General features: G+C 60.7%; 21 protein-coding genes. 4 read left to right on the top strand and 17 right to left on the bottom strand.

Annotated elements, in window-relative coordinates:
- Window positions 1-346: 346 nt before the first annotated feature.
- From guaA to smpB, 3 genes are all read right to left on the bottom strand, one after another.
- A complete protein-coding gene (gene guaA, locus QUG01_RS01810; RefSeq protein WP_500828887.1) occupies window positions 347-1,930 on the bottom strand; it encodes a glutamine-hydrolyzing GMP synthase in 1,584 nt (527 codons plus the stop codon).
- Window positions 1,931-2,156: 226 nt separating this feature from the next.
- Window positions 2,157-2,369 carry a hypothetical protein gene (locus tag QUG01_RS01815; protein ID WP_500828630.1) on the bottom strand — a complete coding sequence of 71 codons (213 nt, stop codon included), beginning with the start codon at window positions 2,367-2,369 and terminating at the stop codon, window positions 2,157-2,159.
- Window positions 2,366-2,842, bottom strand: a complete 477-nt coding sequence (gene smpB / locus QUG01_RS01820; RefSeq protein WP_255408078.1) for an SsrA-binding protein SmpB — start codon at window positions 2,840-2,842, stop codon at window positions 2,366-2,368. Before smpB ends, QUG01_RS01815 begins: the two co-directional genes overlap by 4 nt.
- 180 nt (window positions 2,843-3,022) lie before the next feature.
- On the opposite strand from smpB, the gene QUG01_RS01825 reads away from it, so the two are divergent.
- The gene (locus QUG01_RS01825) at window positions 3,023-3,460 is read left to right on the top strand and encodes a type II toxin-antitoxin system RatA family toxin (protein WP_071109124.1); all 438 of its coding nucleotides are present in this window, start codon (window positions 3,023-3,025) and stop codon (window positions 3,458-3,460) included.
- Entirely contained in the window at window positions 3,453-3,755 is a 303-nt protein-coding gene (locus QUG01_RS01830; protein ID WP_103319169.1) for an RnfH family protein, read from the top strand. Before QUG01_RS01825 ends, QUG01_RS01830 begins: the two co-directional genes overlap by 8 nt.
- Window positions 3,756-3,823: 68 nt before the next feature.
- On the opposite strand, the gene QUG01_RS01835 is transcribed toward QUG01_RS01830, so the two are convergent.
- The 5 genes from QUG01_RS01835 to pyrG form a co-directional block, all read right to left on the bottom strand.
- On the bottom strand, window positions 3,824-5,596 hold the full coding sequence (locus QUG01_RS01835) for a GGDEF domain-containing protein (protein ID WP_500828631.1): 1,773 nt from the start codon (window positions 5,594-5,596) through the stop codon (window positions 3,824-3,826).
- Window positions 5,597-5,661: 65 nt separating this feature from the next.
- Complete coding sequence (gene ftsB / locus QUG01_RS01840) at window positions 5,662-5,964, bottom strand: cell division protein FtsB (RefSeq protein ID WP_043620961.1); 303 nt, start codon at window positions 5,962-5,964, stop codon at window positions 5,662-5,664.
- Between the two features lie 4 nt (window positions 5,965-5,968).
- Window positions 5,969-7,252: a phosphopyruvate hydratase gene (eno, locus tag QUG01_RS01845; protein WP_500828632.1), complete on the bottom strand. Its 1,284-nt coding sequence runs from the start codon at window positions 7,250-7,252 to the stop codon at window positions 5,969-5,971.
- Window positions 7,253-7,332: 80 nt separating this feature from the next.
- A complete protein-coding gene (gene kdsA / locus QUG01_RS01850; RefSeq protein WP_199155316.1) occupies window positions 7,333-8,181 on the bottom strand; it encodes a 3-deoxy-8-phosphooctulonate synthase in 849 nt (282 codons plus the stop codon).
- 5 nt (window positions 8,182-8,186) lie between these two features.
- On the bottom strand, window positions 8,187-9,827 hold the full coding sequence (gene pyrG, locus QUG01_RS01855; protein WP_500828633.1) for a CTP synthase: 1,641 nt from the start codon (window positions 9,825-9,827) through the stop codon (window positions 8,187-8,189).
- Window positions 9,828-10,106: 279 nt separating this feature from the next.
- Here pyrG and rpmB point away from each other — a divergent pair, with 279 nt between their 5' ends.
- Window positions 10,107-10,340, top strand: a complete 234-nt coding sequence (gene rpmB, locus QUG01_RS01860) for a 50S ribosomal protein L28 (RefSeq protein ID WP_011137003.1) — start codon at window positions 10,107-10,109, stop codon at window positions 10,338-10,340.
- Window positions 10,341-10,374: 34 nt separating this feature from the next.
- A complete protein-coding gene (gene rpmG, locus QUG01_RS01865) occupies window positions 10,375-10,530 on the top strand; it encodes a 50S ribosomal protein L33 (RefSeq protein WP_017506994.1) in 156 nt (51 codons plus the stop codon).
- Between the two features lie 161 nt (window positions 10,531-10,691).
- Here rpmG and QUG01_RS01870 read toward each other — a convergent pair whose 3' ends face one another.
- From QUG01_RS01870 to QUG01_RS01910, 9 genes are read right to left on the bottom strand one after another with little or no spacing between them, the layout of a single operon-like run.
- Window positions 10,692-11,549, bottom strand: coding sequence for a uracil-DNA glycosylase (locus QUG01_RS01870; RefSeq protein ID WP_500828634.1), 858 nt, complete (start codon window positions 11,547-11,549; stop codon window positions 10,692-10,694).
- The gene (gene rimI / locus QUG01_RS01875) at window positions 11,546-11,989 is read right to left on the bottom strand and encodes a ribosomal protein S18-alanine N-acetyltransferase (RefSeq protein WP_500828635.1); all 444 of its coding nucleotides are present in this window, start codon (window positions 11,987-11,989) and stop codon (window positions 11,546-11,548) included. Before rimI ends, QUG01_RS01870 begins: the two co-directional genes overlap by 4 nt.
- On the bottom strand, window positions 11,986-12,657 hold the full coding sequence (gene tsaB / locus QUG01_RS01880) for a tRNA (adenosine(37)-N6)-threonylcarbamoyltransferase complex dimerization subunit type 1 TsaB (RefSeq protein WP_500828636.1): 672 nt from the start codon (window positions 12,655-12,657) through the stop codon (window positions 11,986-11,988). The genes rimI and tsaB overlap by 4 nt, the downstream gene beginning before the upstream one ends.
- Window positions 12,658-12,688: 31 nt before the next feature.
- Complete coding sequence (locus QUG01_RS01885; protein ID WP_500828637.1) at window positions 12,689-13,912, bottom strand: EAL and HDOD domain-containing protein; 1,224 nt, start codon at window positions 13,910-13,912, stop codon at window positions 12,689-12,691.
- Window positions 13,913-13,927: 15 nt separating this feature from the next.
- A complete protein-coding gene (locus QUG01_RS01890; protein ID WP_500828638.1) occupies window positions 13,928-15,811 on the bottom strand; it encodes a chemotaxis protein CheA in 1,884 nt (627 codons plus the stop codon).
- A gap of 49 nt (window positions 15,812-15,860) precedes the next feature.
- A complete protein-coding gene (gene cheZ, locus QUG01_RS01895; RefSeq protein WP_500828639.1) occupies window positions 15,861-16,616 on the bottom strand; it encodes a protein phosphatase CheZ in 756 nt (251 codons plus the stop codon).
- A 44-nt stretch (window positions 16,617-16,660) separates the two neighbouring features.
- Window positions 16,661-17,056 carry a chemotaxis response regulator CheY gene (cheY, locus tag QUG01_RS01900; RefSeq protein ID WP_011136995.1) on the bottom strand — a complete coding sequence of 132 codons (396 nt, stop codon included), beginning with the start codon at window positions 17,054-17,056 and terminating at the stop codon, window positions 16,661-16,663.
- 51 nt (window positions 17,057-17,107) lie between these two features.
- A complete protein-coding gene (locus QUG01_RS01905) occupies window positions 17,108-18,046 on the bottom strand; it encodes a chemotaxis protein (protein WP_043620931.1) in 939 nt (312 codons plus the stop codon).
- Window positions 18,047-18,089: 43 nt separating this feature from the next.
- On the bottom strand, window positions 18,090-19,043 hold the full coding sequence (locus QUG01_RS01910; RefSeq protein WP_043620928.1) for a chemotaxis protein: 954 nt from the start codon (window positions 19,041-19,043) through the stop codon (window positions 18,090-18,092).
- Window positions 19,044-19,219: the final 176 nt, after the last annotated feature.

Genomic DNA, 19,219 nt, shown 5'->3' on the forward strand with positions numbered 1-19,219 from the left:
TGCGGCGCGCGAAACGCCTCGATTCGGCGCAAAACGCATCCCGGCGCGACCGCTCACCAAACGTCAACAGCCCCTAGTGTATTTTGACACAGCCGTTTAAGCGCCTGGGCCTGGTTGCTGTGTCACTCAGGTGGAGTCGCGGACTAAATCTAGTAAAAGTCCTGAGCCAAGGCCCGCGATTCCGACCGGTATTGGACCGGCGCAGGTAAATTTTGGACGGTTTTTTTAATCAATTTTGCCGGTCATCCGCCGGTCCGATATTTTGTCAAGAAAAAAGGCCAGCCGTTTGGCTGACCTCTTTTGGTTTCAATTGATTGGGTAAAGTCAATGAAAAATCAGTGACTTATTACTCCCACTCAATCGTTGCCGGCGGCTTGCCGGACACGTCGTAAACCACGCGGTTGATGCCCTTGACCTCATTGATGATGCGATTCGAGGCGCGGCCCAGCAGGCTGTACGGCAGCTCGGCCCAGTGCGCGGTCATGAAGTCGCTGGTCACCACGGCGCGCAATGCCACCACGTAGTCGTAGGTGCGGCCGTCGCCCATCACGCCGACGGACTTCACCGGCAGGAACACGGCGAAGGCCTGGCTGGTCAGTTCGTACCAGTTCTTGCCGGTCTTCTCGTCCACGGTGTTGCGCAGCTCTTCGATAAAGATGGCGTCGGCCTGGCGCAGCAGGTCGGCGTATTCCTTCTTCACTTCGCCCAGGATGCGCACGCCCAGGCCCGGGCCAGGGAAGGGGTGGCGGTAGACCATGTCGTGCGGCAGGCCCAGGGCCACGCCCAGCTGGCGCACTTCGTCCTTGAACAGCTCGCGCAGCGGCTCCAGGAGCTTCAGGTTCATGTCTTCCGGCAGACCGCCCACATTGTGGTGGCTCTTGATGGTGTGGGCCTTCTTGGTCTTGGCGCCGGCCGATTCGATCACGTCCGGGTAGATGGTGCCCTGGGCCAGCCATTTGGCGTTGGTCAGCTTGCCGGATTCGCGGTCGAAGACTTCGATGAATTCCGCGCCGATGATCTTGCGCTTCTTTTCAGGGTCGGATTCGCCGGCCAGCTTGGCCAGGAAGTCGTCTTCGGCCTGCACATGCACGACTTTGACGCCCAGGTTCTGCGCGAACATTTCCATCACCATCTTGCCTTCGTTCAGGCGCAAGAGGCCGTGGTCGACGAAGACGCAAGTCAGCTGCTTGCCGATGGCGCGGTGGATCAGCGCGGCGGCCACGGAGGAATCGACGCCGCCGGACAGGCCGAGGATGACCTCTTCGTCGCCGACTTGCTCGCGGATCTTCTTCACCGCTTCGTCGATGTAGTTGGGCATGGTCCAGCTGGGTTTGCAGCCGGCGATGTGCAGCACGAAGCGGTGGATCATCTCCGTGCCGCGCTTGGTGTGGGTCACTTCAGGGTGGAACTGCACGCCGTAGAAGCCGCGGGCTTCGTCGGCCATGGCGGCGTACGGGCAGGACGGCGTTTCGGCGATCACTTGGAAGCCGGCCGGTAGCTGGGTGACTTTGTCGCCGTGGCTCATCCACACGTCGAGGAAGCCGTTGCCGGCGTCGTCGATCTGGTCTTGCAGGCCTTCCAGCAGCTTGGAGTGGTGGCGCGCCTTGATCTGGGCGTAGCCGAATTCCCGCTTGTCGCCGCTTTCCACCTTGCCGCCCAGGGTCTGGGCCATGAACTGCATGCCGTAGCAGATGCCCAGCACCGGGATGCCCAGCTCGAACAGCTTGGGATCGGCCTGGTAGTCGGATTCGTATACCGAGTTGGGGCCGCCGGACAGGATGATGGCCTTGGGCGCGAAAGCCTGGATCTCTTCGATGGGCATGTCGAAAGAATGAAGCTCACAGTAGACGTGAGCTTCGCGTACGCGGCGGGCGATCAGCTGGGTGACCTGGGAGCCGAAGTCGAGAATGAGGATCTTGTCCATGCCTATCCTTGAAATGTAAAGCAGACCGTTAAGGCCATTATCGTCAATGCTGTAAATAATTCTGCGGTTTCAGGGCGTCAGGCGCCGGGTTCCGCTCAATCGGGTTGCCGCGGGAAGCGGCGCGGCGCTTCGCGTCGTTCGGGCACGCGGTCGCTGCGCGCGATCAGCATCAGCACGCCGGCCAACACCATGCCCAGCGCCACGAAATGGCTGGTGCGCAGGCCGAGCTGGTCTATCGCGTAAATGGCGCCGCCGGCATAAGCCAGCAGCGGGCTGCTGACCAGGGTGGATTTGTTGATCCATCCAGCGCCAATAGCAGCACGCCGGCGGCAAACAGCAGCAGAGCGAGCAGGGTGGTGGTGTTGGGCAGCAGAGCGGTGCTCTTCAACAGCCAGACGCAGCCCAGGCAGATCAGCATGATGGGCAGGGCGGCGCTGCGCTTCATGCCGCGCCTCGCTGGTTCTTCATCACGCGCTGTTTCTCGCGCTGCCATTCGCGGTCTTTTTCGGTATCGCGTTTGTCGTGCAGCTTCTTGCCTTTGGCCAGGCCGACTTCGGCCTTGACGTTGCCTTTGCTGTAGTGCAAGTCGAGCGCCATCATGGTGTAGCCGGCGCGTTCCACCTTGCCGATGAAGCGGTTGATTTCAGCCTGCGACATCAACAGCTTGCGCGGGCGCACCGGGTCCGGTTTGACGTGGGTGGAGGCGGATTGCAGCGGGGTGATGTGGCAGCCGATCAGCCAGAAGGCGCCGTTTTTCCAGTCCACGTAGCTTTCCTTGAGCTGAACGCGGCCGGCGCGGATGGCCTTGACCTCCCACCCTTCCAGCACAAGCCCGGCCTCGAGTTTTTCCTCGATGAAGTAGTCGTGGAAAGCCTTGCGGTTCTGGATGATGCTCATGTGTGGCGGGTTCCTTTGAATCCGCCATTGTAGCAGAAGCCGCCACGCAACCAAAGTCGTACAAATTCAGTGGTTTGACGTGAAAGCACTTGCTCCGGATAGCGCGCGCTTGGCGCGGGAAGGGCGGAGCGGGGCGGTTTTTGCTAGAATTGTGGCTTGATTGTCAGATTCGAGACCCCGGCCGCGCCGGGTTTTTTGCCGATGCAGCATGTCGAAAAAAGCGTCCTGGTGGCGCACACGCCGGCGCAGATGTACGCGCTGGTGGAGGATGTCGATCACTATAGCCGTTTCCTGCCCTGGTGCAGCAAGGCCGAGGTGTTGTCGCGAGATGGCGGGCAGGTATTGGCCAGCCTGCATATCGATTACCTGAAGGTGCGTCAGCACTTCACCACCCGCAACCGCAATGTGGAGAACGAATCGATCCGCATGGAGCTGGTGGACGGCCCGTTTGAGTCGCTGGAGGGCGTGTGGCAGTTCAAGCCGCTGGGCGATTACGGCTGCAAGATAGAATTCAGCCTGCGCTACCAGTTTTCCAGCCGCATTCTGGAGAAGCTGATCGGGCCGGTGTTTGGCCACATTTCCAGCACGCTGGTGGATGCTTTCATTCAAGAAGCGGACAGGAAGTATGGCGATGACTGAACGGCTGCGGGTGGAAGTGGCGTATGCCAGGCCTGACCGGCAATGGCTGGCGGCGGTGACGCTGCCGGCAGGCGCTCATGCCTTGGATGCCGTGCGCGCGTCCGGCATTCTGGCGCAGTGCCCGGAGCTGGATGAGGCGGCGTTGAAGCTCGGCGTTTTCGGCAAGGCTGTCAAAGCGGAGGCGCCGCTGCGCGACGGCGACCGTGTGGAAATCTATCGCCCCTTGCTGGCCGACCCGAAAGAGGTGCGTCGTCAGCGCGCCGAGGCCGGCAAGCGGATGAAGAAGGGCGGCTGAAGCCGTTGGCGGGGTTCATGAAAAAAGGGATGGCTTAAGCCATCCCTTTTTGTTGTCTTGTCTCAGCCTCAGGCTATCTCATTCTCCGCAGAGCAGACGCGGTTCTTGCCATTGATCTTGGCTTGGTACATCGCGTGGTCGGCGCGTTCCAGCACGTCTGCCTCCTGCTCGCCCAGGTGCCAGCGCGCGATGCCGGCGCTGAAGGTGATCAGCAGCTTGTCGTTGTTGGCCAGGAAGAAGGTCTTGGTCAGCTCGCGCTGCAGCCGTTGCACGGTTTGAATGGCTTCGGTTTCCGGCGTGTCCGGCATCAGGATGACGAACTCCTCGCCGCCGAAGCGCGCCACGATGTCGGCCGGCCGCAGGCTGTGCTTGATGGTGTCCACCAGGTACTTCAGCGCGTCGTCGCCGGCCAGGTGGCCGTAACGGTCATTCAGCTGCTTGAAGTTGTCGACGTCGATCAGCGCCACGGATAGCGGCGCGGCGGTGCGCTCGGCGCGGCTGATCTCGCGCTGGAAGTATTCGGCCAAACCGCGGCGGTTGTAAGCGCCGGTCAGCTGGTCTTCCTTCACCTTGGCGCTGGCGGCTTCCAGCGCGGCTTCCAGTTCGTGGATGCGGTGTTCCGCCGCTTCCACCTGCTCTTTGGCTGAGACCAGTTCGTCGCGCGAGCGGGTCAGGTCCAGCTGCATGATGGAGGTGTCTTCCATCAGCGCGCTGATGATGCCGCCCAAGTCGTCTACATTGCTGGTGTGTTTCAGCTTTTCGCTGTGATTCTGGATCTTGGTATGGAATTCGTCGGTGCTGTCGGTCATCGCCGCCAGCCGGCTGACGAAGCGGTCCAGCAGGGCGCGCAGGGAGCTGGCGGCTTCGTCCAGCGAGCTTTTCAGCATGCCCTGCTTGCGGATGACTTCCTTCAGGCTGCTTTCCAGCTGGTAAATCTGCTGCATGGACAGCGGTTCCTGGCTCAGCATTTCCTGCAAGGAGCCAACTTGTCCCAGCAGGTAGTCATCCGAGCGGTTGAGCTCCGCGATATTGTCCAGCATCAGCTTGAGCAGATTGGCCAAGCCGGTGGCGAGCCGCCCTTCCTGTTGCGACTGCAGCTCCAGTTTGATCATGAAGGCGCGCAGCTTGGGCATGAAGGCGTTCAGATTCTCGTCGTCGACGATGCCATCCAGTTCCTTCAGCAAAGCCTCCAGATTGTCCACCAGGTCCGGATAGCTGGCCAAGCGCGGCTCCAGGCCGTGCTTCAAGGCGAAGGCCAGCGTTCTTTGCCAGGCTTGCCAACTGTCCGGGCTGATGGGGATGTCCGCCGAGCTTTCGCCGTTGACGGTTTCGATCCCGGGCAGGGTTTCGCGCACGGAGGGCGCGGCGTTCCAGTTCTGTAGCAGCCCAACCAGTTTCTGATTCAGCTCTTCCGGCTGGTTGCCGTAATTGATCAGCACGCGCTCGAGCGTGCTTTGCTTGTGATGCTGGGGAAGGTCGGGCTGGCGGATTTCCCAGCTTTTGATGAGGTTCTGGATCAGCAGGCCCCAGCTCTGCGTCAACTGCTGGCTGGCGAAGCTGCTGCGCAGAAAGTCGATGACCAGCTGCGGAGCCTGCTCCCAGCGGTTTTCGTCGCAGACCTGTTTCAGGCGATTGAACGTCACCTTGGCCTGGACGTTGTCCTGCGGGAGGGTCTCCAGGGCGCGCAATAGCAATATGGCCAGCTTGTTGTCGCGCACCATGGGAGTTTGCGTCAACTCGTGGTAGACCCGCTCGAAGTTTTCTGGTGTCGGAAGCAGTTTTCGCGATGACAGCTGCTTCAGGGTTTCGCGTGCCACTTCGATAGGGTTCTGTGTCGTCATTGCCCAAACCTTGGTGCTTTTAAGGCGGCCAGCCATCATGGGATTGTTCAGCGAATGAGGGTCCGTTATCGGGTGACCCGCGGCGGAGGCCGCTTGCTGGAGTCCAGCAATTGGAAAAATACCTCACCGTCGCGAATCATGCCAAGTTCGTTACGAGCTCTTTCCTCTATGGCATCGCTGCCTTGCTTCAGATCGCGCACTTCCGCGTCCAGAGCAGCGTTGCGGGCAATCAGCTTTTGGGTGATTGCCCGCTGTTCCTGCAGCTGCTTGTCCAGCTGCCAGACCCTGAACCAGCTGCCCTTGCCGAACCAGAGCGGCCATTGCAAGGCAAGGATTACGGACACCAGGGTCGCGGTCAGCCAGCGCATGCAATTACTTCAGGTGGTAGAAGGCCGCGCGGCCCGGGTAATAGGCGGCGTCGCCCAGCTCTTCTTCGATGCGCAGCAGTTGGTTGTACTTAGCCATGCGGTCGGAGCGGGACAAGGAGCCGGTCTTGATCTGCATGCAGTTGGTTGCGACTGCCAGATCGGCGATGGTGCTGTCCTCGGTCTCGCCCGAGCGGTGACTCATAACGCAGGTATAGCGGGAACGCTTGGCCAGATCAACTGCTTTCAGGGTCTCGGACAGGGTGCCGATCTGATTTACCTTAACCAACAGCGAGTTGGCGACGCCCTTGGCGATGCCTTCGGCCAGGATTTTCGGGTTGGTGACGAAGACGTCGTCGCCCACGATCTGCACCTTCTGGCCCAGGCGGTCGGTCAGCAGGCTCCAGCCAGCCCAGTCTTGTTCGGCCATGCCGTCTTCGATGGAAATGATCGGGTACTTGTTGACCAGGTTTTCCAGGTAGTCGGCGAACTCTTCCGAGCTCAGGGACAGTTTTTCGGCAGTCAGGTGGTACTTGCCGTCGCGGAAGAATTCCGAAGCGGCGCAGTCCAGCGCGATCATCACGTCCTGGCCGGCCACGTAACCGGCAGCGTCCACGGCTTCCAGAATCAGCTTGATCGCGTCTTCATGGCTTTCCAGGTTCGGCGCGAAGCCGCCTTCGTCGCCGACGGTGGTGGCGTAGCCCTTCTTGTCACAGATCTTCTTCAGGTTGTGGAAGATCTCGGCGCCCATGCGCAGCGCTTCGCGGAAGGTTTGCGCGCCCACCGGAATGATCATGAATTCCTGGATGTCCAGGGTGTTGTTGGCGTGTTCGCCGCCGTTGATGACGTTCATCATCGGCACCGGCAGGGCCATCGGGCCGGCACCGCCCAGGTAGCGGTACAGCGGCAGGCCGGCGTCTTCGGCGGCGGCGCGGGCCACGGCCATCGATACCGCCAGCATGGCGTTGGCGCCGAGGCGAGACTTGGTTTCGGTGCCGTCGAGTTCGATCATGGTCTTGTCGATGAAGACTTGGTCGGCGGCGTCCAGGCCGATGATGGCTTCGCAGATTTCGGTGTTGATGTTGTCTACGGCTTTCAGCACGCCCTTGCCCAGGTAGCGGCTCTTGTCGCCATCACGCAACTCCAGGGCTTCGCGGGTGCCGGTGGAGGCGCCGGACGGCACGGCGGCGCGGCCCATGACGCCGGACTCCAGCAGGACGTCGGCTTCTACGGTCGGATTGCCGCGCGAATCCAGAATCTCACGAGCTACTACGTCAACGATCGAACTCATTGTCTTTCCCTTCATAGCTTTCAGTTGAACTTGCAGAGGCGGTCCGCCCGGCTTGCCGGACGGACTCTACCGGCTGTCTATTACAGCGAGTGCTCCAGCCAGGGATTTTGCTTGACCAAGCCATCCAGCGCCTTGAGCGTGGTCAGCAATTCCTTGATGCGGTGCAGCGGCCAGGCGATATGGCCGTCGCACAGCGCCCGATCGGGATCGGGGTGGGTCTCCAGATAGATGCCGGCCACGCCTGCCGATACGGCGGCGCGCGCCAGCACCGGCATGAAGCGGCGGGGATTCGCGTCGCCGGCCTGCAGGCCGGGCAATTGCGCCGAATGGCTGACATCGAACACCACCGGGCACGCGGTTTCCCGCATCACGGCCAGCGAGCGCATGTCGGCGATCAGATCATTGTAACCGAAGGAGGTGCCGCGCTCGCAGGCCAGGAAGACATCTTCCGGCAGGCTGGCCTCGCGGGCCGCCTCGCGCGCGCGCTGAATCACCTGCTGCATCTCGCCGGGCGCCATGAACGGCCCCTTCTTGATGTTGACCGGTTTGCCGCACTGCGCCACCGCGCGGATGAAGTCGGCCTGATGCGCCAGGAAGGCCGGCGTCTGCACCACGTCCACTACGCTGGCTACCTGCACCACTTCGTTCTCGGTGTGCACATCGGTGAGAATGGGCACGCCGATCTGGCGGCGCACATCCTCCAGAATGCGCAGTCCCTGGTCGATGCCAAAGCCGCGGAACACGCCGAGAGCGGGGCGGTTGGCCTTGTCGTAGCTCGACTTGTAGATGAACGGAATGTCCAGCGCGTCGGCGATCTCCTTCAGCCGGCCGGCGGTGTCCAGCGCCATCTGGGCGCTTTCCACCACGCTGGGGCCTGCGATCAGGAACAGCGGCCGGTCAAGGCCGACTTCGAATCCACACAGCTTCATCGGCTTCAGTTGCCCTGCTTGTCGGCCTGATAGGCCAGCGCAGCCTTGACGTAGGCGATGAACAAGGGATGGCCGTCGCGCGGGGTGGAAGTGAACTCCGGATGGAACTGGCAGGCGAAGAACCAGCGATGGTTGGCCAGCTCTATGGTTTCCACCAGCTTTTCATGGCCGGACGAGCGGCCGCTGATGGTCAGGCCGGCTTGCTCCAGGCGCTGGATGTAGTAGTTGTTGACTTCATAGCGGTGGCGATGGCGTTCGACGATCTCGCTGTTGCCGTAGACGCGCGCGGCCAGGGAGCCCGGCGCCAGATCGCACTGCTGGCCGCCGAGGCGCATGGTGCCGCCCATATTCGAGTTTTCGTCGCGCTTCTCGATCTTGCCGTCGTGGTTGACCCACTCGTCGATCAGGGCCACCACCGGGAAGTCGGTGTCGAGGTCGAACTCGGTGGAGTTGGCGCCGGCCATGCCCGCCACATCGCGCGCGTATTCGATCAGCGCGATCTGCATGCCCAGGCAGATGCCCAGGTAGGGGATATTGTTTTCGCGGGCGAACTTCACCGCCTTGATCTTGCCTTCCACGCCGCGCTTGCCGAAGCCGCCCGGCACCAGGATGGCGTCCATGTCCTTCAGCGATTCCGCGCCGTCGCGGTCGATTTCTTCCGAATCAACGTAGATGATGTTGACGTTGGTGCGGGTGTGGATGCCGGCGTGCTTCAGCGCCTCGGTCAGCGATTTGTACGATTCGGTCAGATCGACGTACTTGCCCACCATGGCGATATTGATGCTGTGGTCCGGATGCTGGATGGCGTCGATGATGCCTTCCCAGACCGACAGGTCGGCCTTGGGCAGGTCCAGTTGCAGCTGTTCGGCGATGATGTCGTCTATGCCCTGGGCGTGCAGCATGCCCGGCACCTTGTAGATGGAATCGGAGTCGTAACAGCCGATCACCGCGTTCTCTTCCACATTGCAGAACAGCGCGATCTTGCGCTTTTCGTCTTCCGGCAGCTCGCGGTCCATGCGGCACAGCAGGATGTCCGGCTGGATGCCGATCTCGCGCAGCTCTTTCACCGAATGCTGGGTCGGCTTGGTCTTGATTTCGCCGGCGGTGGCGATGTAGGGCACGTAGGACAGGTGCACGTACAGGGTGTTCTTGCGGCCGTGGTTGGAGCGCATCTGGCGGATGGCTTCCAGAAAGGGCAGCGACTCGATGTCGCCGACGGTGCCGCCGATCTCGACGATGGCGACGTCGGCATCGGCCGCGCCTTCGCTCATCTTCAGCTTGATTTCGTCGGTGATGTGCGGGATGACTTGCACGGTGCCGCCCAGGTAGTCGCCGCGGCGCTCCTTGGTGATGACCGATTCGTACACCTGGCCGGTGGTGAAGTTGTTGCTCTTCTTCATCTTGGCGTGGATGAAGCGCTCGTAGTGGCCGAGGTCAAGGTCGGTTTCCGCGCCGTCTTCGGTGACGAACACCTCGCCGTGCTGGAAGGGGCTCATGGTGCCCGGATCGACATTGATATACGGATCGAGCTTCAGCATGGTGACTTTCAGCCCGCGGGATTCGAGGATGGCGGCGATGGACGCAGCGGCAATGCCCTTACCCAGGGAGGACACCACGCCACCGGTTACGAAGATGTACTTGGTCATGAGATTACGGCTCTGTGGGAATCCGGGATTTTACCCTGAAATCGTGCGAAGTTGAATCACTTGCTGCATCGAGTTGCAGCAAGGGCTCGGCGAAGAATGCAACACTCACTATAGACGTCCGACAATAAAGCTCGCGCAGTTGTGGCGAATCCGTTACAATGCCCGCCGACTGTTTCATTACGAGAGCGCGCCCGTCCTGCGTCGGGTGCGCGTTCCGCTTGAATTACTGGCTTTTTCTATGTTATAAAGCCAGCTTTTACCGGTTTTGGGAGTTTAACCATGGCGCGAGTTTGCAAAGTCACCGGCAAGCGTCCGATGACCGGGAACAACGTTTCCCACGCCAACAACAAGACTAAACGTCGTTTCCTGCCGAACCTGCAATATCGCAAGTTCTGGGTAGAGAGCGAAAACCGCTGGGTGCGTCTGCGCGTATCCAACGCCGCACTGCGCACCATCGACAAGGTGGGCATCGATGTAGTGCTGGCTGATCTGCGCGCTCGCGGCGAGATCTAAGCGGTCAACCAGATAAGGCACAGAGGTATACATCATGCGCGATAAGATCAAGCTGGAATCCACTGCTGGTACCGGCCACTTCTACACCACCACCAAGAACAAGCGCACTATGCCGGAAAAAATGGAGATCAAGAAATTTGATCCCGTTGCCCGCAAGCATGTTCTGTACAAGGAAACCAAGCTGAAATAAGCTTGTTTTCTGGTTGTTTGAAGAGCCCTTCTCTGGTGCACGGAGAAGGGTTTTTTATTTTCACCCATGCATTTGCTGATGGGTGCGCTGCACAGCAGAAAGGCCAGTCGGGAGACTGGCCTTTTGGCTATTGATATTGGCTGATATTGGCGCGGCGCGCTTCAGTTGGCGGCTTGGCGGAACACCTTGCGCGCCAGCAACAGGTCTTGCCAGGCCTTGGCCTTGTCCGGTTGATTGCGCAGCAGGTAGGCGGGGTGGTAGCTGACTACCAGCGGCACGCCCTGGTAGCGGTGCACCTTGCCGCGCAGGCGGCCGATGGAGTCTGCCGTTTCCAGCAGCGTTTGCGCGGCGAAGCGGCCCAGCGCCACGATCAGCGTCGGCTGGATGTGATGGATTTGTTGCAGCAGATAGCCGTTGCAGGCGGCGATCTCGTCCGGTGCCGGATTGCGGTTGCCAGGCGGGCGGCACTTCAGCACGTTGGCGATATAGACATCCTGGTCCCGGTCCAGGCCGGCCGCGGCAAGCATATTGTCCAGCAACTGGCCGGCGCGCCCGACGAAGGGCAGGCCTTGTTTGTCCTCGTTCTCGCCCGGGGCCTCGCCGATCAGCATCCAGCGCGCTTGCGGATTGCCGCGGCCAAATACCGTTTGCGTGCGGGTTTCGCACAGGCGGCAGCGCTGACAATCGGCCACTTCGCGTTGCAGCTGCGGCCACTCCAGTCGCGGCAGTTCGATGCGGGTTTCGGCGATGGGCGCGTCCGGTAGCGGAGGGGGCGGCTCGGCCGGCTCCGCTGCCTGGTTGGTGATGGCTGTTGCGGCGACGAGGCTTGGGCTGTCGTCGACGGTCGGGATGGCCGCTGCCGCGAGGGGCGGCGCGTCGGTTTCATCCGCGGCATCTATGACTGCGGCGCTCATCTCTTGCCGTTGCACTTGGGCGGGATGGCGCTCGAACCAGCCGTCACGCGGCAGCCAGGCCGGACCCAGGCCCATTTCTTGTTGCAACTGGCTGGCGCGGCTCACAGTGTGGCTTCCATCAGGATGGCGTGTTCTCTGCCCGGGGGGGCTGGATAGTAGTTCTTGCGCAACCCGCATTGGCGGAAGCCGCAGCGCTGGTAGAGTTTGCGCGCGATGGCATTGCTTTCCCTGACTTCCAGGAACAGCCGCCGGCAGCAGTCGTCGCGCAGATCCTGCAGCATCGCTTGCATCAGTTGGATGCCCAGGCCCTTGCCCTGGTGCTCGCGCGCGACAACGATATTGAGAATCTCCGCCTCGTCCAGCACGCGCATGATCAGCGCGAAGCCTTGCAGCGCGTCCTGCTCGTCGAACAGACCGTAGCACGGGTAGCCGGCTTCCAGGCTGTCGCGGTATTGTCCCACCCTCCAAGGATGCGGGGTCGCCAGCTGTTCCAGATCGGCTAGCAGCTGGGGATTGTCCGGCGTGAAGCGGCGTACGCGGCTCATCGTTGGCGCGCCTGTTGCTGTTCCACCGAGGTCAGCGCCACCTTGTTGCGCACATAGAGCAATTCGGCGTCGCGCGGATGAGTGGCTGGGTAGCGGCCGCTCTCGGCCAGCTTGATGTAGGCGGATGCGTGGGGGCGCACCGGGCCGGCATGGGGCAGCCGGGCGCGCGCATCGGCCAGCAGCTGCGGATAGTTGTCGAAGCCATCGCCGGCCAACAAGGTGGTGCCATCCAGCAGCTGCACGTCTTCGGGGGACGCCACCCGGATGGGGCTTAGCCTCTCCCAGTCCGGGCCGGTTCGATAATGCGCGCTGTACACCTGTTGCATGCGGGCGTCGAAGCAAACGAGCACCTGACCCACGCCAGCCTGGTAGGCCAGGTTGTCCAGCGTGGGAATGGCGATCACCGGCAGGTCGGCGGAGTAGGCCAGGCCCTGGGCGATGCCGCAGGCGATGCGCAGGCCGGTGAAGGCGCCAGGGCCTTGGCCGAATACGATGCCGTCCAGTTCGGACAGCGAGCATCCTGCGGCGGCGAGCAGTTTCGAGACCTCCGGCAGCGTGCGCTCGGCATGCTTCTGCTCCACGCATTGGTGGAAGATCAGCATGTCGTCGCCCTGGCTCAGGGCCAGCGACAGATAGGTGGTGGAGGTATCTAGGGCTAACAGTTTCATCGGGCTTGCTACAACCTTGCAGGGTTGAGAATTATAAGCCCAGTTCCTCTACCCAGGCGAGCGCGGATATATGGGCTTCGTTCAATTGCTCGGAAGAAAGGCCTAGTTGCTCGCACAATTGCGGCACGCCATCCAGTTGTCCATCCTCGCAGGCGCGCGCCAGGCGCAGGTAGTGGCTCATCGAGCCGCGGTCGTGCAGCAGGGCGTCGGATACCTGCACAGGCAGCTGCAGATGTTCGATGATCTTGTCCATCGGCATGTCGAACAGCACGTCCAGCAGGCTGAATAGGCCGACGATGAACAGATTGTCGTTGACGTCGTGCCGCTCTCCCAGCGCGATGCCCAGCAGCTCCATGAAGCGGCCGCGGGTGACCGCGGTTTTTTGCAGCGCCGGCGGCGCGTGGTTGTCGTCGGAAGCGGTGACCAGCAGCAGCGTTAGCCAGCGGTACAGCTTCTGGTAGCCCAGCACGGTAACGGCTTGCGAAAACGAGCTGATGGCGGTATTGAGCCCGGCGGCAGCGGAATTGACATAGCGCAGCAGCTTGTAAGACAGCGCCACGTCCCGTTTCAGGACCTGTTCGATATCGCGGATGTCGGCGTCCATGCGCAACAGGTTCAGCAGTTCCAGCGTGTTGCTGAATGCCGGATGGATGACCTTGGCTGCTAGGGTCTCCGGCTTGGCGAAGTAATAGCCCTGGAAGCCGTCCATGCCCAATTCCTTGCACAGGTGGAATTGGGCGTGGGTTTCCACCCGTTCCGCGATGCGGATCAGCGGATAGCTGCGCAAGCGCGCCGCCTGCATCTGAAAATGGGTGGCGTCCTGGTTCTGTATGTCCAGCTTGACGTAGTTGGCCAGCTCCAGGAAGGCCGCTGCCGGGGATTCGAAGCTGAAGTCGTCCAGCGCGATGCCGAAGCCCATCGAACGCAGATGGCGCGCCCGCGATAACAGTTCGTTGCTGGGCGCGGTGCGCGGCGACAGGTCGAGGATGATGCGGCGCGGCGGCAGCAGCTCCAGAAACTCGCTGTTGAGCATCGCCTCGCCGACATTGATGAAAGCCAGCTTGTTGCCGATCAGCCAGCTGGTTCCCATATTGTTCAGCGTATTGACCAGCACGTCGGTATCGGCTTGCAGCTCGCTATGCTTGCCGACGCCGACCGCATCGCTGCTGGGACGAAAAAGCAGCTCATAACCTATGAGCTGCTGATTGCGGTTCAGAACCGGCTGCCGTCCTATATAGGCGGTGTTTGAGGTCATCATTGCACCTTAGCGTTAGGTGGCAATCATATCCGTCGTTCGTACCCCTGCGTTGCTGCCTTCGCTGGAGGCCAGCAAGTCTTCCATATCCAGCACCAGCACCACGGAGCCGTCGCCGGACAGCGTTGCGCCGGCCACGCCTTTGGGGCGGATGTTCTGCAGCGGCTTGATCACTACGTCGTCGCGGCCGACGAAGGAGTCGATCGCCAGGATGAAGGACTTCTCGGCCGACTGCATCAGCACGCCAAAATAGGGTTTTTGCGTCGGTTCCCAGCCCAGCAGGCCGGCCAGCGTCTTCAGCGGCAGGATTTCGTCGCGCACCACGATGGTGGGGCGGCCCGAAACTTCCTGAATGGCGCTGCCGTCGATGGTGATGATTTCCCGCACCATCGCCAGCGGCACGGCGAACGGTTGATTGCAGGCGCGCACCACCAGCACCGGCAAGATGGCGAGGGTCAGCGGCAGCGAGATGCTGATGCGAGTGCCTTCGCCGCCTACCGAATTAATGTCGATGCGGCCGTTCAGTTTTTGAATATTGGTGCGAACCACGTCCATGCCGACGCCGCGGCCGGACACGCTGGAAATCTGGTCCTTGGTGGAGAAGCCAGGCAGGAAGATCAGCTGCAGGCACTGCTTCTCGTCCAGCGAGTTGGCGGTTTCGGTGTCGATCAGGCCTTTTTCGATGGCTTTGCGGCGCAAGGCATCGGGATTCATGCCCTTGCCGTCATCGGTGATCTCGATCAGGATGTGGTCGCCGACTTGTTCGGCGGTCAATTGCACCAGTGCCTGCGGCTTCTTGCCGGCGGCGATGCGTTCCTCCGGCGATTCGATGCCGTGATCGACCGCGTTGCGGACCAAGTGAACCAATGGATCGTTCAGATCCTCGATCATGGTCTTGTCGAGCTCGGTTTCCTCGCCGGACAGCACCAGTTCCACTTCCTTGCCCAGTTGGCGGGCCAGGTCGCGCGCCAAGCGCGGATATTTCTGGAACAGGCGACCGATCGGCTGCATGCGGGTTTTCATCACCGCGTTTTGCAGGTCGCCCACCAGCAGGTCCAGTTGGCTGATCGCCTCGTCCAGCGAGCGCAGGGTATTGGTGTCGCGATTGCCTTGCAGGATCTCGGTTCGCAGCGTGGTCAGCCGGTTCTTGGTCAGGCCGATTTCGCCGGACAGGTTGAGCACCATGTCCAAGCGCACCGTATCGATGCGGATGGTGTTTTCCTGCGGGCCGCTGGCAACGGGACCGCTGCTGGATGGTTTGGCCGGCGCCGGCTTGGCCGGGGCCGGCGGTGGCGGAGCCGGCGTCGCCGCGGTCGGCTCTGCCTTGGGCGCCGGTGCCGGGGCGGGCGCCGCAGGAGCGGCGTGCTGCGGCGCTGCGGCAGCCGGCGCGGCCGCGGGGGCCACCGCCTGATACAGCTGATTCCAGTCCGGCCCGCTGCCCGCGGGTGCCGCGGCAGACTCGGGTGCTGGCGCGGCTGCTGCTGGGGGAGCCTCCGCCACCAGCGGTTCGCCGGCGAGCGCGGCGTCCAGTGCCGCCAAGGTGTGCGGGTCGGCGTCGCCCGGCATCAGGCCCTGTCCCAGGGTGCCGAACATGTCGCGAACGATGCCGGTGGCGTCCAGAATGACGTCCATCACCTCGGGGGTGATGTGCATCTCGCCATTGCGCAGCTTGTCGAACAGGTTTTCCGTGCGATGGCACAGATTGACCATGGGAATGACATTGAGGAAGCCGGCGCCGCCCTTGATGGTATGGAATCCGCGGAAGATGTCATTCAGCAGAGCCTTGTCTTCCGGGCGCTTTTCCAGTTCGACCAGTTTATTGTCCACATCGGACAGGAGGTCGGTGGACTCCATCAGAAAGTCCTGAAGCAACTCTTCCATGCCGCCAAATTCGCTCATTTTTCCACCCCACGCGTCATCGTGCGTTGTCTTGCTTGCGTATCTTCAGTTAGAAGCCCAGGCTTTCCAGCAGATCGTCTACCTGTTGCTGGCTGGTGACCACATCGGTTTTGCCTTCCGGATTGATGACCGGACCGTTGAGCAGGCTGGTGTTCAGCTCGCCCTTCTTCTCGTCCGGGGAGAATTCAATCAGGAAGTTGACCAGTTCGGTTTCCAGGATCTTGACCATGCCCATCATCTTTTTGATGACCTGGCCGGTCAAATCCTGAAAGTCCTGCGCCATCACAATTTCGAGCAACTGGGTATTGGTTGCCTGGGTTTGATTCGGCACATCCTTCAGATAGCGGTGCGTTTCCTCGGCCAGCGTTTTGAACTCTTCCACGCTGAGCAGATTGGCGTACAGTTTTTCCCAGCGCGCGCTGAGCGCTAGCGCCTGGCTTTCCAGGTTGTCCTGGAAGGGCTTTGCGATGTCGGTGGCATTCAGCACCCGTTCCGCCGAGTTTTCCGTCAGGGTGGCGATGTATGCCAGCCTGTCTTTGGCGTCCGGAATGGTTTCCGCCACTTTTTCCAGCGATTTGTCGTAGCCCAGATCGCGCAAGGCGTCGTGCATTTTGCGGGTCATCTGCCCAATGTGTTCGTACATTGTCGAAGGATTGGTTTCACTTGAGAATAGCTTGGGGCTGCTCTCTTGGTTGGCCGGTGCGGCGGCCGGCGCTTCTTCCTGCGCATGCTGCTGTTGCGCAACGCTGTCAAACAGGGCTTCGAGCTCTGGCGAGTCTCCATTCTCCAAAATATGGTCCGGCACGTTCAATCCTCCTCAATGCAGATGCGGGCAGTCTTGTGCAATGCTCAGGCTGGCTTGTTCATGTTCTGGAAGATCTTGTTCATTTTTTCTTCCATGGTCGCAGCGGTGAAGGGTTTCACAATGTAGCCGCTGGCGCCGGCCATTGCTGCCTCGATGATGTTTTCCCGTTTAGCCTCGGCGGTGATCATCATGAATGGGAGGTGCTTCAGCTGGGGATCCGCCCTGACTGCCTTGAGCAGCTCAATGCCCGTCATATTGGGCATGTTCCAGTCGGAGACGACGAAGTCGAAGCTCTGGGTTTTCAGCTTGTGCAACGCCACCTGGCCGTCTTCAGCCTCGTCGACGTTGGTGAAACCCAACTCTTTCAGCAGGTTGCGAACGATCCTTCGCATGGTGGAGAAGTCGTCCACGACCAGAAAACGCATATTCTTGTCTGACATCGAGGTATATCCTGAATTATCTATGTTCCATCAAGGCGCACATTGTAGCGACTACCTTTGCAGGAATGGAATCAAAGTTTCTGCCAGCACGCCCGGGTCAAACTTGGCAACGTAAGAATCCACGCCGACGCTGGAGCCCATCGCCCGGTTGGCGTTGGACGACAGCGAGGAGTGCATGATCACCGGAATGCCTTTGAAACGCTGGTCGGATTTGATCAGCTTGGTCAACACGTAGCCGTCCATTTCCGGCATTTCGGCATCGACCAAAATGATTTTCAGATAATCGTGCAGGCATTCGCCTTCGGCCCAATTGCGGCCTGCCAGCACCTGCAGCCGGTCCCAGGCTTCCCGACCATTGGTGGCTTGCTGGAATTTGATCCCCATTTTCTCCAGCACGCCGGTGATCTCCTTGCGAGCCACCACCGAGTCGTCGACGAAGAAAATGTATTGATCGACTTCCAGCTGCGCGGAAGGGACATCCGGCAAGCGGGGTTCGCCCACGACGCTGGCCAGAATCTGCTCGACGTCAAGAATCGAGACCAGCTTGCCGTTTTCCAGCTCCGTGACCGCCGTGATCAGGTTTTGATTGGTGCCCGCGGCCGCCATGATGTTTTCCGGCGCCCGCACCTTGTCCCAGTCGACGCGGATGATGCGGTCGACCGAGTCCACCAGGAAGGCCTGGGTGCTCTTGTTGAACTCGGTGACGATCATGGTGTCGAACTTGCTTTCGGTGTTGTGGCCGATGAACTTGGCCAGTGATATCACCGGAATGATGTTGCCGCGCAAGGACAGCACGCCTTCGACGCCAAACGGCATATTGGGCGTCTTGGTGATGGCAGGCGTCTGCGAGACTTCGCGCACCTTGAACACGTTGATGCCGAATGTTTCCCGCGTTCCCAAAGAGAACAGCAAGATCTCCATCTTGTTGGAGCCGGCCAGTTTGGTCCTGGCGTCCACACTGGCAAGCAAGGAGGCGTCGGTGCTAGGCATGTCTTAATCCCTATCCCTTGAAAATCTTGAAGAAGACCGCGGTCTAGTCCATCGGTTCCAGTTTGAGCATCTGGCGCAACTTGCTCGCCAGTTTTTGCGGCTCGAACTTGGAGACGTAGGAGTCGACACCGACGGATTCGCCGAGCTTCTGGTTCGATGAACCGGACAGCGACGAGTGCATCAGCACCGGAATGCCAGCAAAGCGCGGGTCGCTTTTGATCATCTTCGTCAGCATATAGCCGTCCATCTCCGGCATTTCCACATCGGTGAGGACGAGATGCAACTCGTCGGACAGCTTGCGACCGGCCGCTTCGGCCTGTTGGGCCATTTTCTGCAGATCTTCCCAGCCGCGCATGCCGTTGATGGCGTAGGTATAGCGTATATTCATCGCTTCCAGCGTGCGTTCGATCTGCTTGCGCGCCACGGCGCTGTCGTCGGCGAAGAAGATGCGGCGGTCTTCCTTGACCGGTTCGATATTGATGAAGCTGTGGCCGTCATCGATCACGCTGGTTTCAGCCAGAACCTTTTCCACATCCATCATCATCACCAACGCGCCGTTTTCCAGCTCCGTGACAGCAGTCACCAAGCCGGCCATGCGGTTGGTGATCATGTCCGGCGGCACGCGCATGGCGGACCAGTCCAAGCGCAGAATGGTGTCGACCGCCTCGACCAGGAAGCCCTGAGTGTGGCCGTTGTACTCGGTGACGATCATGATCTCGGGGCGGTTGCTGGTGACGATGCCTGCGTACTTGGCCAGATCGATCACCGGAACCAGCGAGCCGCGCAGGCTGACCATGCCTTCCACCGAGGACGGCATTTCCGGCGCGGAGGTGATTTCCGGGGTGCGCATCACTTCGCGCACCTTGAATACATTGATACCGAACACTTCTTTGCGTCCGGTACGCTGATCATGCCCCAAGGAGAAAAGCAGGATTTCCAGCTTGTTGGTGCCTGCCAGTTTGGTTCTGGCGTCGATTTTTTTGAGAAGCTCTGACACAGAAACCTCCGCAGCATCTTTTGGAATGGCGCACTACTTCCCTTTATACGCCCAGATATGAGTTTTTCCCGGTTTTTTTTGCTTGCGGCCGCTTCTGCCGCGAGTTGGCTCACCGTAGACTGGCCATTATCATACCGTTTAAGTGTTTTTTACAAATGACAGTGAGGCGATGCCTA

The organism is Chromobacterium sp. CCUG 76385 (assembly GCF_059916625.1).